A 15,190-nucleotide genomic window follows, 5' to 3' on the forward strand; every position below is an offset into this window, starting at 1 on the left:
CCGCATGCATCCAGCTTACTGCCCCAACTCCTTTTGCATTTCAGCCAGTTCCCGCAGGGCTTCCAGTATCTGCTGGTCATAGCTGTTCTTGCCTTCCGCCAGGGTGCGGTAGTTATAATCGAATACCTTTTTTTGCGTAAGCACCAGCCTGCGTAGCAGCGTGTTCCTTTTCCGGGAGTCTATGCCCAGGGAGAGCCGGTCTATTTCATCCATAATACGGAGGTTCTCATCCATATAATACATGCTATAGTTTTTCAGCCACTTCTCTTTTTCGGCCTCCGTGCGGGAATTGTAGACACCGTAGGAGAGGATGAAGTTCTCGTCCAGCTGCTGCAGCTTTTTGATGTATACGTTCACATCGCGCGGCAGCATAAAATATGCTGCAGCCAGCAGGGCTACCGCCAGCGTGGTAGCAGGCAGGGTGTTTTTAGCAGTGGCGGGAGCGGGAAGCCCTTTAAAAAGCAGTTGCCCCAGCAGCAGGCCCATGAGCAGGCCGCCAATGTGCGCGCCATGGTCAAAATTGGTCTGGAAAAAAATGGAAGACAGGCTGAAAGCCAGGTAGATGCCAATGCTGATGAGCAATGCCCGGCGCTCATGCGGTTCTACCAGGCGGTGCAGTAGCAGGGCCAATATGAAGCCAAAAAGACCGAACACGGCACCCGAGGCTCCCAGCGTAGGCGTAATGTCATACCACCAGAGACTGGCCATACTGGCGCCCAGCAGGCAAAGCAGGTATACGGCCAGAAAGCGCCACTTGCCCAGCAATGGTTCCATGTAAGTACCGCCGATCATGATCCCGTACATGTTAAAAAAGAGGTGCAATACATCTGCATGCAGGAAACCCGCGGTGAGCAAACGCCAGGGCTGCCCAAAGAGTGTGAGGGGTTTGAAGTTGGCGCCCGCCTGTTCCAGTACGTTTACATCTGGCGCCCACCAGGTGCCACCGGCAAACAGCCATTTGTTGGTAAGCACCAGGTAAGTCAGGATGTTGAGCAGAATGAGGATGGGAGTGATGAAATAACCCCTGGCCGGTTTGAAAATGCTCAGAAAGCCCTGCCGTTCAGGCGTGAGGTGTACAGTGCCTGTTTTATTGCCGGTAAGGTGTTGCCGCTCGGCATAAATAACCGCCAGCTGTTCAGGGCTGTAGCCTGCATTTACTTCGGCAATGGCTTGTTGCAGGCGGCGGATGTTTTGACGATTGCGGCCAAAATCAAATATCTGTGCGCCGGTAGACACGCTGTTGAGGCGGATGTTTTCCGGGCCGGGCGTAATGCTTACCTGCTCGTTCCAGGAGCGGAGGCTGAAGCGGGTAAAAGCAAAGAGGCCGTCTGGATGGACAGTGCTGATATTCCAGCCGGTTTTTTCGAGCGCCAGCCATAAAATGACCAGCTGCTCCGCCGGGCTGCGGTTTTCAAGAACACAGGAGGTGCTATATCGGGGAGGAAATCCGATCATTGCGGGACAATAAAAGCAGAGACGCCACCATGTGCGTCTCTACCATTATATAATACGTATATAATACGTTCTGTAACCTTTTTTATTGTTTGTTATCAGGTTTGTTGTCTGGTTTACGGGGAGGCCTGTTGCGGTTTTTGTGGTGCTGGCCGCTGTGGCCGCCGGATTGCTGCGGTTTTCCGCCGCCTTCGCGGGGTTTTTGCTCCGGCCTGGGTTTCTGCTCCCCGCGCTGCTCATTGCTGCGTTGGTGGGCTTCTCCTTTGGGCTCGCGGGCTTTCTGTTCTCCCCGCTGTTCGTTACGGGGCCTTTGCTCCTGCCTGGGTTTTTGTTCTCCACGAGGCTCGTTGCTTCGCTGGCGGCCTTCGCCTTTCGGCTTTTGCTCTCCCGGTTTCTGCTCTGCGCGGGCCTCGTTTTTGGGCCGCTGGTCGCGCTGGGACCGGCCACCTTGTTGGGGCGCACCGCCTTTTTGTTTCTCTTTCTGCTGTTCCTTCTGTTTATCGCGCGATTTCTGTTTGCGTTTCTGGGAGGCTTTTTCCAGTGAGCGGAGGCTGATCTGGCCTACCACGTCTGCAAAGCCGAGGTCTGCTTCTTTATTTGGCTTGGTGCTCACTACTTCTACCGCCTTCAGCTCTTCAGGTTTGACACCCTGCCGGTTCAACTGCCGTATTTCCTTTACGCGGGCAATGGTGAGGGGGTATTGTTTATTGCTGTTGTCGTAGGAGTACCACATCAGGTTCTTGAAAATGTCCCGTTTCTGCAAAGTTGCATTGCCGCTTGCAGTTTCAATTACATCGCAATCGTCAGGGAAATCTTTCAACGCGTCCAGGTAAGTGTCCAGCTCGTAGTTCAGGCAGCATTTGAGGCGGCCGCACTGCCCGGAGAGTTTTGCCTGGTTAATGGAAAGGTTCTGGTAGCGGGCGGCGGTGGTGTTTACCGACTTGAAATCAGTGAGCCAGGTAGAGCAGCACAGTTCGCGGCCGCAGCTGCCAATACCGCCTACCTTGCCGGCTTCCTGGCGGGCGCCGATCTGGCGCATTTCCACCTTCACCCGAAATTCCGAGGCATACACCTTGATCAGCTCCCGGAAGTCTACCCGGTCATCCGCCGTATAAAAGAAGGTGGCTTTACGGCCATCCGCCTGAATTTCCACTTCGGCCAGCTTCATTTCCAGCCCAAGGCTGCGGGCAATGGCCCGGGCCTTTATCAGCGCTTCCTTTTCACGGTTCTTATTGTCCGCCATACGGTTCATATCCTCAGTGGAAGCACGCCTGAGCAGCTTCTTCACTTCGGGGGTGTCTTCCACCCGGCGTTTCTTCATCTGTAACTTTACCAGTTCCCCGGTAAGGTTCACCATACCTACGTCAAAGCCGCTGATCCCTTCCACAGCCACCATTTCGCCTTTCTCGAAGAGCTGTTTGGTTGAATTGCGGAAAAAATCCTTGCGACTACCGTTATTGAAACTTACTTCTATGATGTCAAATGGTGCTAAACTATCACTCAAGGGTATATTGGACAGCCAGTCGAACACATTCAGCCTATTACATCCACCGCTGCTGCAGCCTCCATTACTCTTGCATCCCGCCGGCTTCCCATCCGCACCCGTACCACATCCGGCACAAGCCATATTTTATATGTTTATTATATTAAAAAATGTTTATCCCTGCATGCACAGGTCACTAAAAGTACATATTTACTTCCAGCATTCAAAGGCCGTACAGGGAAATAAGGCACAAAGGTAAGGGAATTAGTTGACAGCTAAACAGGCAGCGGCTTCCCTTTGAAGATATGTTGCAACCTGATAGACAGGGCATGAAAGAGGATTTTGCCGTTAGCGTTACGCTCTATGTGGTAGTAGGCATTGTCCAGCTCCTCGCTTAACTGCTGCATTTGCCCCAGGTTGGCCAGTTTTTGCAATTTTTCAGCAAAATCCACTTCTTCATCAGCAAAGGCAAGCTGGCTTTTGTCCATATACTGCAGGCGCAGGCTGTGTTCCAGCACGTTAATGAAGTAGCGCAGGAACTGTTTCTGGTTCTCCCGGCCTACTTTGGGGCTGGAAATGTGTTCCACCCAGTCTTGCAGGCCTTTGCGGTTTTGCGTAAAAATGCAATTCAACCAGGAGCGCAACATTTCATGATAATCATTGTCATTATGTTGCAAAAGTTGCAAAGCCTCCCGGTAGTTGCCTGAAGCAATGGTGGCAATTTGCCGGGCACGCTGCTCCGGGGCCTCATTGCGTTCCACCAGGGCCGCAATCACCTCATTTTTGGTAAGGGGAGGGATTTTGATCAGCTGGGTGCGGGAAAGGATAGTGGCCAGTATTTGCTCCTGGTTTTCCGCCACCAGTATGAAAACCGTATTGGCGGGCGGTTCTTCAATGAGCTTCAGCAGCCGGTTGCCTTCATTGCCCAGGTATTCGGGCATCCACATCAGCAGTATTTTATACGGGCTTTCGAAACTCTTGAGGCTGAGCTTATGGATAATGTCCTGGCACTCATTGGCCGTAATATTGCCCTGCTTGTTTTCCGCGCCTATGAACTGCAGCCAGTCATACGCATTGCCGTAGGGCTGCTGGGCTATAAACTCCCGCCACTCCGCTACATAATCTGTACTGATGGGTTTGTCTCCCGGCTTGCGGGGTATTACAGGATAAGAAAAATGAATGTCCGGGTGTATGTACTGCGCCGCTTTTTTACAGGCGGAGCATTGACCGCAGGCGTTTTGCGGCTGGCGGTCCTCACATACCAGGTATTGCGCAAAGGCCAGGCCCATGGGCAACCCTCCGGCGCCTTCCGGCGCCAGCATGATCATGGCGTGGCTGAGGCGGTTATGCGCTACGGATTGCAGCAATTGCTGCCGTGCGGCATCCTGCCCAATGATAGCTGAGAAATTCATGGGCGTAAAAATACTTCATATTATTTGATGGAAAGGTAACACACCTTGGTAAATGCGCCATTGGCCTCCCGTACGGGGTTGACGGTCTGTATATAGTAGGTGCCGGTAATGGTGCGGGCCGCCACGTCTACTTCCGTGATGGTAACGGCGGCGCTGTCTGTTACGTAAAACCTGTCTTTAATGCCCAGCACTACGCGGCCGGACGTGTCTGCTCCGGCTTTGCGGGAGTAGGAGTAAGTTTTCAACTGCAGGCTGTCATTAGCCAGCCCGGCGGTGGGGTAAGGGCCGTCTGCAATATTCATGACCACTTTCATGGTGTCTATATATGCTTCCAGGCTCAGCAACTTGAAGCTCCGGGAGAGGCTTTCTGTACGCAGCAGCGTGGAGCTTTTTATTTTCAGCGAAGTTGATTGGCCGTTCATATGTACGTTCATAGCCGCTTTTTCACAATTCACCAGCTCGGCGGGGTTGTACTTCTGGCAGGCGGCAGACAATAAGAGTAGTGCGCAGCAAACGGCTGCGGATCTGGTCAGTAGATGTTTGCTCATGTGGTTTTATTTTTCAATGGCCGCAATCACTTCCGGTGCAAAAGGCATTGTTTTGGGCTTGAATACGGCCACCAGCTCGCCCTTTTCGTCCAGCAGGTACTTCTGGAAATTCCAGGTCACTTCTTCAGGCGACAGCTGCTTGTTTTTGCTCTCGGCAATCAGCCACTGGTAAATGGGGTGAATGTCCGTACCCTTTACGGAAACCTTGGTGGTCATGGGAAAGGTTACGGCGTATTCCTTGGAGCAGAAGGCTTTTATTTCCGCGTTGGAGCCCGGCTCCTGCCCGCCAAAGTTGTTGGCCGGGAAACCGATGATCACCAGCTTGTTCTTATACTTTTTGTACAGTTTTTCCAGTTCGGCATATTGCGGGGTATTGCCGCACTTGGAGGCCGTGTTGACGATCAGGATCTTCTTTCCCTTGTATTTGGAGAAATCTATCTTGCCGCCCTCCAGCGCATCTACCTTAAAGTCGTAGATGTTGGCGAAAGACACGGAGAAGAGCAGGGACAGCAGCATTAATTTTAACATGACCGAGGTTTTTTTGGATACAGAAAAGCAGACTCTGCTATAAAGATAATCTAAATTATTTCCCCTGTTGCAGGTAATTCTCCAGCGGCAGGCGGTTGGTAAGCGAGCGGGCCAGGGTCATCTCGTCCGCATACTCCAGCTCGCCGCCAAAGGCAATACCGCGGGCAATGGTGGTGATCTTTACCGGCAGGTCTTTCAGTTTTTTTGACAGGTAATAGATGGTGGTATCTCCCTCAATGGTAGGGCTGAGCGCCATAATTACTTCGCTGATGCCCTGCTGCTGCACCCTTTCCACCAGGGAGTGGATGTTCAGCTGGTCTGGCCCGATGCCGTCAATAGGGGAAATAATGCCTCCCAGCACATGGTACACGCCGTTGAACTGCTGGGTGTTCTCAATGGCGATCACATCGCGGATGCTTTCCACCACGCACACGATGCCTCCCTGGCGGGCAGGGTTGGCGCAAATGGTGCAGGTCTCACTGTCAGACACATTATGGCAGTGCTGGCAAAATTTGATCTGCCGGCGCATGCGGGCAATGGTTTCGGAAAACAGCTCCACCTGTGCCGTGTCTTGCTTGAGCAGGTGCAGCACCAGCCGCAATGCTGTTTTTTTCCCAACACCCGGCAGCCTGGCAAATTCGTTTACAGCATTTTCAATCAATGCGGAGGAAAAGATCATATAGCAAAATTACGGAACCCGGGCTATAGTTTTACCGTGGTAGGCACCGTCCAGTTCTTTTTAATGTTGATGGATTCCTTGTAGGCAAATACCTTTTCCGGCTGTTTTTTGGGCGTGCCGTAATAAACGCCGGTATCCCATTTACCGTTCCGGTTCTCATCTACCAGCACCCGGATCTCGTACTCCCCGGGCTGAATGAGGCCGCGTTCCCACTTGCCGTCTACAATTACGCCTGAATATTTGACCTCTTTGCTGGAAACCAGCTGTACTACAAACTGGTAGCCGGTGTCTTTGGGCAGTACCAGGTGGGCGCTGTCCCCAACGGAGAGGGCTATTTTAATGGTCCCGTAATCGTCCAGGCTTTTGGCGGTAAAGGTGACGGTATCTGCCTTGGCCGTTTCCAGGCCGGAGGTGTCTGCGGCAAACCCCTTGGGGAGGATCAGCTCGTAAGGCATGCCGGGTTTCCAGTTATACACCATTTTGAAGGCTTTGGCCGTGGTATCTGCCATGTGCAGGGTAAAAGGCACACGTTTGCGCAGGGTATCTTCCAGCAGTTCTATTTGGGCGGAATCCAGCCTTTTGATAGGGAAATTGAAACTGAGGGTGAGGGAATCGCCCAGTTCCTGCTGCCCGCCGTTAAGCCCTGCCGTTACCTGCAGCCGGGGTTTGGGGGCCTTTTTGCCCGGAGCGGGGGGGGGCGGCTCGGCCGGAGCCTCCTCCTCTTCCAGGTGGCGTACAGTGTCTATCTCCTTGAAAAGGGCCATGTTCACGTCTTCCATGTTGGCGTCCAGGTGCAGCACGCTGTCTGCAAAGGCGATCATTTCCGTACGCTGGGTGTATTGAAAGTCTTTATCTTCTTCCTTGAGGGCAAAAATGCGATAGGTGCCCGGCTTCAGGTTCTTGAAGCGGTAAGAGCCGTCTCCCCTGGTTTTGGCCAGGTAAAGCGGTTTTTCTTTAGATACCACAGAGTCTTCCATTTTGGAGTAGAGCATTACGGCCACGTTACTATCCGGCTTGCCGGTTTCCGCCACCAGCAGTTTGCCGGTGATCTGCAGGGAGTCAAGATAGTTGCCGGTAGATACCACGTACTGAAAATCTTCTATGGGATTACGTTCGTTCACGTCCTTCACGGCATCGCCAAAGTTGAACGTATAGGTGGTGTTGGGCTGCAGGGAATCTTTTACCACCATCGTAATGGTACGCAGCTTGGCCGTGATGGTGGGGGTGCGCTTCAGGGTGGGGGAAACGATGAGCTTTTCTATCACATTGTCCAGCTCCACGTATTCATTGAACTGGAAAACGATGCGCTGGGCATTGAAGTTCAGGGATGAGTCTTTCGGCGCCACGTGCAGCAGCCTGGGCGGCAGGGTGTCCCGGGAGCCGCCGCCGGGCGGAACTATATTTGCACATTGGGTAAAAACGCTGCACAAAGCCAAAACGAACAGGGAGCCTAGCCAGCCCCGGAAATTCTGATTCATGTTTCCTATCCTGTAATATTAAATGATTTGCAAACTTACTCTTTGTTGATCATTATTCTTCCTCTTCCTCCTCTTCCACCAGCGAATGTAGCGCCACCTCCAGCTTGTTGTCTTTCACAAAATTGCACCACTTGCAGTCTTCTTTCCCGCAGCCGGTATAAAATTCCTTGTTCTGCACCTTGATCCAGGTATCTGTGAGCTGCCGGGTAACGGTGGTGATGTCTTCCGGGCGGATATTAATTTTTTCCCTGAAGTATTGCTTTTGCCGGTTCGGCTCCACAAAATCAAATTCCGTGCTAACTACCTGCCAGTTCTTCTGTTTGTAATTATCTAACAAAATTTTATAGAATACGGCCTGCCGCCAGTAGTCACCCCCATCGGGGTTGCGGGCGTCTGGCGGTTCAAACTTGCGGAGGGTCTTTTTCGTTTTCTCATAATCGCCCGTTTTATAGTCCACCACATTCACCTCGTTGCCGTTAAATTCCAGTTTGTCTATTTTCCCCTTGATGGGCACGCCGTTCACCACCACATTGCGGATGTTGCGCTCTATGCTCACCACGGTGTTCCATTCGTTAATGTACCGGTCGTAATAGGCGTCCAGGATGTCTTGCCCGTACTCCATTCTGCGGGCAAAGGCTTCTTTGGTAAAACATTCCCGGTTGCGGAGCATGCTGTAGCGAAAATCCTTGATAAATTCTTCTTTGGAAGGGAAGGCGTTGCGCTCCTGCATTTTCTGGAAGAGCTTTTCCAGGGCAAAGTGCACGGCGGAGCCAAACTCCGTGCTTTCCGAGCGGCCAACAGGCACGCGTACCAGGTTCTGGTAATAAAAAGCAAGGGGGCAGCGGAGGTAATTGTTCAGCGCTGTTACGTTCATGGTAAAGCCGTTCAGCAGCGTATCTATAAACAACTGGTCTACCTTCTCAATTTCCGGCGCCAGCTCCTTGCCGTACTGGAGGGCCTCAAATTCAAACAGCGTTTCGTCAGGCAGTTCCACTTTATGCTGCGGCAGTATGTGTGATTCCAGTATTTCAGTGATGAACATGCTTGGTTCTACCGGTTTGCCATCCTGCCTGAACTCCGGGTAGCTGATGTAGAGGTATTTTTCAGCCCGGGTAATGGCCACGTAGAAGAGGCGCCGCAGCTCCTGCTCGTCTGTAGACAAGGAAGCCGTGGTAAATACGGTTTCCGGGAAACTGAAGCCGGCGTTGTTTTTCTTTTTGTTTTCCCAAAGGTGGCGGTTGGTGCCGGCCATGAACACGTATTCGAACTCCAGCCCTTTGGCGCCGTGGGCGGTAAGCAGGTTGACGCCTTTTTCGTTGCCAGATACCTGTACCAGCGGAATGGAGAGGCCGTTGTCTTCCATCAGGTCTACCGTATCCATCAGCGTGATAATGTTCAGGTCAGGGTTGCGGTGGGTCTCGTCTTTCACAAAATCGAACAGGGCCTGCAGCACCCGCATCAGCCATATCTTTTCTGGTGAGGCCATGATGTAGGTCAATATGCCGCCTTCGCTCACAATATTGGAAAACAGCTGTTGCAGGGTCACGTTATGCGCATCGCCGATCCACTTTTCCAGCAACTTGCCGAGGCGCATGGCCTCAGGGTCCGGCGCCAGGGAAAACAGCGTTGGGTTGCGGGTTTTGTTCCACTCCTGGAGGAACTGGCGGATGGAGGTTTTTTCGCTATACCCTTTTTCCGCCACCTGTATGCTGATACGGGCCGCCTCTATGGGCGGCACTTTGTAAAAATCATAATGCAGGATCTCAAACAGCAGGTCGTCTCCGCTGTAAGGGGTTTCCAGCTCGCAGGCAATGTACCGCATCATGTGGATCACTTTGCGGGCAAAGGGAATTTCGAAGAGGTTGAGATTGCGCTTGGAGTAAAAGGGCAGGCCTTTCAGCCGGAAGTACTGTGCCAGCTCTTCCCCGTATTTGTTCTCTTTGTATATCACCGCCACTTTGCCGGGCTGTACCCCTTTGCGGAGAATTTCCTCTACTTCCGTGGTAATGGCGGCCATCTCGTCCCGCGGGGTGTTATACCGGCGTATTTCGGGCGGAATATCCAGCCGGGCCAGCTTTTCATTAGAGGCGGTAAGCTGTTTGCTGAGGCCGGGCAACTTGTCTACCAGGCGGGAGCCCTCGTTCTTTTCAATGAGGGTCATGGAAATGTCCAGCACGTTCTGCACGGAACGGTAGTTTTGCGTGAGCACCACCGCCCGCAGATCATCAGAGAACTTCCGGGCAAACTCTTCCATGTTCTCGATGTTGGCGCCCTGGAAGCGGTAAATAGACTGGTCATCGTCTCCCACCACAAATACGTTCGGCTTCTCTTCCCCACTGGTGAGCAGCTCTATCAGCCGGTTTTGCGTGCCGCTGGTATCCTGGTATTCGTCTACCAGTATATATTGGAAGCGTTCCTTGTAATCCAGCAGCAGGTTGGGGTTTTCCTCGAATGCCCTGATCACCCAGTTGATCATGTCATCAAAATCGTAGCGGTTGGCCTTGAGCATCATTTGCTGGAAGATATCAAACTGCTCTACGGCAGCCAGCAGGCGCGTCATTTTTTCCCGTTCGGCGTTCAGCTTGTCTTCTTTCAGGTCTCCTTTTTTAAACCGGCCGCTGGCCCTCTTGTAAATGTAGTCTTCGTGCTCCGGGAGGCCGGCTACGTAGATTTCCACTTTTTCGCGGATGAAAGGCACCGTCCACCCCTCCCGCTTCATGGTAGAGAACAGGTTGGCCAGGTTGCGCATGTCGAAATACACGTCTCCGCGGTAGCGTTTGAGCGGATTGTCTTTCGAAAACCCGTCTATCAGCTTTTTCAGCAGCTCTATCTTTTCAAGGTCCGAGATCGGGTCCAGCACATTTTTATCGAAGAGAGACAGGTTGTCCTGGATCACATCGTTACAGAACGAATGAAAGGTATGGATGTTGACCCGGTAGGCATCCGGGCCGATAAAGTCTGTAAGGCGCCTGCGCATGGCCACCGTGCCTGCATCCGTATAGGTGAGGCAGAGGATGTTGTGCGGCAGAAAGTCTGTATCCATCAGTATCTTGCCGATGCGGGAGGCCAGGATCTGCGTTTTACCGGTACCTGGGCCGGCAATTACCATCACGGGGCCTTCGGTATTGTCTACCGCTTCCCGCTGGCGTTCGTTGAGCCGGTCATATACTTCCCGGAACCGCTGGTTATGTATTTGCGAATCTTTGATGCTCATATTATTTCAGGTACGCTTCGTTCACATAATTTTTCACTTCTTCAAAGGGCACGAACAAGGTGATCTGCCCCACCGCATAGGCCGCTATTTCGTAAGGCATATAATTGAATACAGCGCCTTTGTCTGTGATATAGAAATTATTGTTGGGCTGAATATGCGGTTCAAAGAGATACCGTTTGTTGAGCGGGTCTTTGGCCGGTACCGCGTATTTTTTGCGGAAGGCCTTTTCCAGTGCGGCGCCGAGAGCGGGCCCGCTGCCCGGCTTGAACACGTCTGACACCTGCAGTACTTTTTGCCGCGCCAGGTCCAGCACGGTGTAATTGCTGCCGTAGTTGCCGTGGGCGCCGCCGGTGAAGCTATAGTCCGCATGCTCCAATACCAGCAGGGGCCAGGTGTTCCACACCACGCGGGTTTCGGTTTGCGCATCCCAGTTCCAGGAAGCGCCGGTACCCTTGTTCAGCTCGCTGGTGTCCACATCGTCCCGCACGGCTTTATAATCCCGCAGGAACGTATCTATGGGCTGCCGCACAATTTTCTCCGGTTCCTCCGGGGCACCAAGCGGGGTGAGGGCTTTCTTGATCAGGGCCAGGGAGGGCCCGTCTGCCCCGCCAACGGGCCATACCATGCTGCACACGGCCAGCCCCAGGGGAGATTTGGGATGCGTGGGCAGCAGCCTTACGGAGTCCGCGCTGGTAAACACCTGGAACAATACGGCCCCGGTGGTATCTTCCCTCAGCTCAAAGTCATAGGAGCGGTTTTTGCCGGCCCACGTGCCTTTATAGGTGTCGTTTGCGGAAAGTATGCCTTTGAAGGTATTGTCTTCGTCAGGGGTGGTGTATTCTGTGAAGCTGAGCTGTGTGCTGTCTGTCACGTTATGAAAAAGCTGGATGGGAATGCCTTGTTTGTCATACGCATACCAGGCATCAAATGCGGCAGGCCCTGTTCTGATAAGGTGCATGGTTACCGGTTGCCCGGCCAGGGCGCCTTTCAGCCGCTTGTAATACACGGAGGGGGCTGGCGGTGTGGCGGAGGCGCCTGTACTGTCATCCTGCTGCCCGGCGGCCGGTTGCCGCTGGCCGGGAGATTGGCAGGCAAAGAGGAGTGCCAGGAAGGCAGATAAACCGTAATATAACTTCATGAGGCCACATTTAAAACAGGTGTAAATTACCACTTATAGAGATACTGGTCAGCATCAGGGGGTGTATAAAAGCGTAATTTCGCAAAAAAGATAACAGATGATCAATCAAAAGATAGCAGACCTGCGGCAAGATTACCGGCTGGCTACCCTGCATGAGCGGGAGGTTGCGGCCAGCCCGCTGCAGCAGTTTGAGCGGTGGTGGGAGGAAGTGATAAAAAGCCAGGTAGAGGAGCCCAACGCCATGACGCTTGCTACCAGCACGCCGGACGGCAAGCCCTCCGCGCGTATTGTACTGCTGAAAAGCTTTAATGAGCAGGGTTTTCTTTTCTTTACCAATTATGAAAGCCGGAAGGGGAAGGAGCTGGCGGAAAACCCGCTGGCCAGCCTGCTGTTTTTCTGGCGGGAACTGGAACGCCAGGTTCGTATAGAGGGCGCCGTTATAAAAGCCCCTGCCGCGGTGAGCGACGAGTACTTCAATTCAAGGCCGGCGGGCAGCAGAATAGGGGCCATAGCCTCGCCGCAGAGCAAAGTGATTGCCGGCCGGGAAGTGCTGGAAGAGCGGGTGAGGGAGCTGGAAGGCGGGCCGCAGGCGCCGCAGCGGCCGGAGCATTGGGGCGGTTACATTGTACAGCCGCAGGTAATGGAGTTCTGGCAGGGCCGCAGCAGCCGGCTGCATGACAGGTTGCGCTATACCCTGCAGGCCGGGAATGAATGGAAAATAGAGCGCCTGGCGCCCTGAGAGCATAAAAAAAGCAACCCGGTTGTTTGCATGCAGACAGCCGGGTTACCGTTATAAAAGGCTTGCCATTGGTTAAGCCTTTTTTTCTGCCTTGGGGGCAGTTGTTTTCTTGGCTTTAGCCGGGCGGCTTTTACCGAATGATCCGTTAGAGATCTTACCCTTCTTGGTTTTGATATCTCCTCTACCCATGATTTTTATAGTTTAATTGATGAATGATACTACCGGGGAACGCCCTGGAAGGAAGCCCCGCGGACTGCAAAAATAAAAAAAGCAAGAAACAAATAATGTTCCTTGCTTAAATAAGTTGGGTCGCCAACTCCTAGAGTTTGTCAGACAGGGCTTTACCAGCTTTGAATTTAGCTACTTTTTTAGCTTTGATCTTGATGATCTGGCCAGTCTGGGGGTTTCTACCGTTACGGGCAGCACGTTTAGAAACAGAGAAGGTACCGAAACCTACCAAAGTTACTTTACCACCTTTTTTCAGGGTATCGGCAACAGCTTTAGTGAAAGAGTCCAAAGCATCGTTAGCTTGGGTTTTGGTAACGCCAGCGTCTTTGGCGAGTTTGTCGATCAATTCGGCTTTGTTCATAGTTAGTTAAGATTTAACTAGTGAGAAAATGTTTGATGTGAGCAAATATAGCGCGTTTTACAAGATTACCAAATTTTTAAAACTTTTTTTTGTCGGCTGAAAAACCCTACTGGTAACGTTTATAGCTGATTGGACTAAAAAACCCGTTGTTCGGCAGCGCGTTGTTTTTCGGCTGAAAACAGCTACTGTATTGAGTTCTAATACATCTTGCCATAAAACGCCTATCCTTACCAACTATTGTACCAAACCGGCAAGCCCTTGAAAACAGTGAATTTCCTGTGGATAAGTTCTCCGTTTAAACCACCTGCATAACGGTCCGGAAAGCTACAAACTGATCTCCGAACATTTCAAAAGTCTGCTGCCTGAAACGGGGTGCATGCTCCTGCAGGTAGGTGTAATAGTTCTCCAGGGTATCCGTCCAGTACTGCACGGCGTAGGTAGGCCCGTCCGTATCATCCTGCTCCAGGAGGCGGCAGATGCGGTAGTCGTGAAACAGGCCGGTTTCCATAATGGCAGGTATGTGTACCTGTTTCATCCATTCCAGCCAGCTGTCTTTAATGGCTACGGACACTTTTACGGTAACGTTGTATATGATCATATCTCTTTCAATTGAAGGTATACCGGGCAATGGTCCGAATGTTTCACCTGCTGCCAGATGTTTGCATCTGCGAGGCGGTTTTGCAGCGGACTGGTCACGTTGATATAGTCTATGCGCCAGCCTTTGTTATTGTTGCGGGCATTAGCACGGAAGCTCCACCAGCTATACTGGTCCGGTTCCGGGTGAAAATGACGGAAGGTATCTGCAAAACCGCTTTCGAAAAGTCTGGTCATCCAGGCCCTTTCTTCCGGCAGAAAACCGGAGGAGTCTTTATTGCTGACCGGGTTGTGAATGTCTATGGGTTTATGGGCAATGTTATAATCACCTGCCACTACCAGGTTGGGCCTGGTTTCGCGGAGCAGCTGGAGGTAGCCGTAAAATTCATCCAGCCACTGGTATTTATAGGCCTGTCTTTCGTTGCCGGTGGTGCCGGAGGGGAAATAGGCATTGATGAGGGTGATGTTCCCGAAATCAGCCCGTATTACCCTTCCTTCGGCATCGCTTTGCATATAGCCGTTGCCATATTGCACATGGTCAGGGTTTATTTTGGTGAGAATGGCCACGCCGCTATACCCTTTTTTCTGGGCGGGGTACCAGAAATGCTGATAACCCAGTTTATCGAATTGCGCGAAGTCCACGTTTTCCCGGTGGGCCTTTATCTCCTGCAGGCAGATCACGTCTGCGGGGTCGGTGCTGAGCCAGTCTGTAAATCCTTTGGTCATGGCCGAGCGGAGGCCATTTACGTTATAGGTGACAATTCTCATGGAATGTGTAGCGTTTGCCACAAAAATACGGGGGGCAGGGGCAATAAAAAAGCGCCTGTCTTTTCAGACAGCCGCTGTAAGAAGGAAAGCGTTCCCGGGAGAACGCCTTCAAATACCTGGTGGTTACAGGCGGAGCAGACCGCCTAACAGCCCGTTGAGCAGGTTGTTAACGGGCGCCAGTAAGTTGCTGAGGCCACCGAGACCGGGCAGGCCGCCGCCGCCGGTACCGGGTAAGCCGGGTACGGAGGAAAGCAGGGCGTTAGTGTCCAGTTGAGCGCCTACGGTGATTCTTCCATCCACGTTAGTGATACTAAGGCCAAGGAATCCGCCGTTAATGTCTTTGGCAACGGTAGAGTCCAGTTCCTGGCAGCCATAATGCTGAGCTTGCAAGTTTTCCATATGAGGGGGTTTTGGTTAAAAAACGCATTTGAAGGGACCGTTGTCTCCGGGTCATGGATGCTGCACGAACATTACACATGGGAGAAAACGGGCTGGTGAATGACCAGGGGGCATTCATTTTCCAACGAATTAGCTGTAAATTACTACACTGCAACTGATCGTTTGCTGT

General features: G+C 52.3%; 15 protein-coding genes. 1 reads left to right on the forward strand and 14 read right to left on the reverse strand.

Annotated elements, in window-relative coordinates; genetic code table 11:
- Positions 1–15 precede the first annotated feature (15 nt).
- From D3A97_RS07970 to D3A97_RS08010, 9 genes are all read right to left on the reverse strand, one after another.
- Complete coding sequence (locus D3A97_RS07970) at positions 16–1,455, reverse strand: rhomboid family intramembrane serine protease (protein ID WP_119077844.1); 1,440 nt, start codon at positions 1,453–1,455, stop codon at positions 16–18.
- Between the two features lie 82 nt (positions 1,456–1,537).
- Positions 1,538–2,983 (reverse strand): regulatory iron-sulfur-containing complex subunit RicT, encoded by a 1,446-nt coding sequence (locus D3A97_RS07975; RefSeq protein WP_232825881.1) that lies wholly within the window; start codon positions 2,981–2,983, stop codon positions 1,538–1,540.
- 227 nt (positions 2,984–3,210) lie between these two features.
- Positions 3,211–4,347, reverse strand: a complete 1,137-nt coding sequence (locus D3A97_RS07980; RefSeq protein ID WP_119077846.1) for a DNA polymerase III subunit — start codon at positions 4,345–4,347, stop codon at positions 3,211–3,213.
- Between the two features lie 20 nt (positions 4,348–4,367).
- A complete protein-coding gene (locus D3A97_RS07985; RefSeq protein WP_157986414.1) occupies positions 4,368–4,895 on the reverse strand; it encodes a hypothetical protein in 528 nt (175 codons plus the stop codon).
- A gap of 6 nt (positions 4,896–4,901) precedes the next feature.
- Positions 4,902–5,423, reverse strand: coding sequence for a glutathione peroxidase (locus D3A97_RS07990; RefSeq protein WP_119077848.1), 522 nt, complete (start codon positions 5,421–5,423; stop codon positions 4,902–4,904).
- Positions 5,424–5,478: 55 nt separating this feature from the next.
- On the reverse strand, positions 5,479–6,102 hold the full coding sequence (gene recR, locus D3A97_RS07995; RefSeq protein ID WP_119077849.1) for a recombination mediator RecR: 624 nt from the start codon (positions 6,100–6,102) through the stop codon (positions 5,479–5,481).
- A gap of 23 nt (positions 6,103–6,125) precedes the next feature.
- Positions 6,126–7,580: an Ig-like domain-containing domain gene (locus D3A97_RS08000; RefSeq protein ID WP_119077850.1), complete on the reverse strand. Its 1,455-nt coding sequence runs from the start codon at positions 7,578–7,580 to the stop codon at positions 6,126–6,128.
- A gap of 52 nt (positions 7,581–7,632) precedes the next feature.
- Positions 7,633–10,794, reverse strand: coding sequence for an ATP-dependent helicase (locus D3A97_RS08005; RefSeq protein WP_119077851.1), 3,162 nt, complete (start codon positions 10,792–10,794; stop codon positions 7,633–7,635).
- A 1-nt stretch (position 10,795) separates the two neighbouring features.
- Positions 10,796–11,932, reverse strand: coding sequence for a DUF3298 and DUF4163 domain-containing protein (locus D3A97_RS08010; protein ID WP_119077852.1), 1,137 nt, complete (start codon positions 11,930–11,932; stop codon positions 10,796–10,798).
- A 97-nt stretch (positions 11,933–12,029) separates the two neighbouring features.
- Here D3A97_RS08010 and pdxH point away from each other — a divergent pair, with 97 nt between their 5' ends.
- Positions 12,030–12,671: a pyridoxamine 5'-phosphate oxidase gene (gene pdxH / locus D3A97_RS08015; RefSeq protein ID WP_198673894.1), complete on the forward strand. Its 642-nt coding sequence runs from the start codon at positions 12,030–12,032 to the stop codon at positions 12,669–12,671.
- Positions 12,672–12,743: 72 nt separating this feature from the next.
- On the opposite strand, the gene D3A97_RS08020 is transcribed toward pdxH, so the two are convergent.
- The 5 genes from D3A97_RS08020 to D3A97_RS08040 form a co-directional block, all read right to left on the reverse strand.
- Entirely contained in the window at positions 12,744–12,860 is a 117-nt protein-coding gene (locus D3A97_RS08020; protein WP_119077853.1) for a 30S ribosomal protein THX, read from the reverse strand.
- A gap of 130 nt (positions 12,861–12,990) precedes the next feature.
- Positions 12,991–13,260, reverse strand: a complete 270-nt coding sequence (locus tag D3A97_RS08025) for an HU family DNA-binding protein (protein ID WP_074241463.1) — start codon at positions 13,258–13,260, stop codon at positions 12,991–12,993.
- A gap of 295 nt (positions 13,261–13,555) precedes the next feature.
- The gene (locus D3A97_RS08030; protein ID WP_119077854.1) at positions 13,556–13,858 is read right to left on the reverse strand and encodes a DUF4286 family protein; all 303 of its coding nucleotides are present in this window, start codon (positions 13,856–13,858) and stop codon (positions 13,556–13,558) included.
- Positions 13,855–14,622 (reverse strand): exodeoxyribonuclease III, encoded by a 768-nt coding sequence (locus D3A97_RS08035; RefSeq protein WP_119077855.1) that lies wholly within the window; start codon positions 14,620–14,622, stop codon positions 13,855–13,857. Before D3A97_RS08035 ends, D3A97_RS08030 begins: the two co-directional genes overlap by 4 nt.
- A gap of 123 nt (positions 14,623–14,745) precedes the next feature.
- Positions 14,746–15,021 carry a hypothetical protein gene (locus tag D3A97_RS08040; protein ID WP_119077856.1) on the reverse strand — a complete coding sequence of 92 codons (276 nt, stop codon included), beginning with the start codon at positions 15,019–15,021 and terminating at the stop codon, positions 14,746–14,748.
- Positions 15,022–15,190: the final 169 nt, after the last annotated feature.

Source organism: Chitinophaga alhagiae (assembly GCF_003568665.1).
GTDB classification, from domain to species: domain Bacteria; phylum Bacteroidota; class Bacteroidia; order Chitinophagales; family Chitinophagaceae; genus Chitinophaga; species Chitinophaga alhagiae.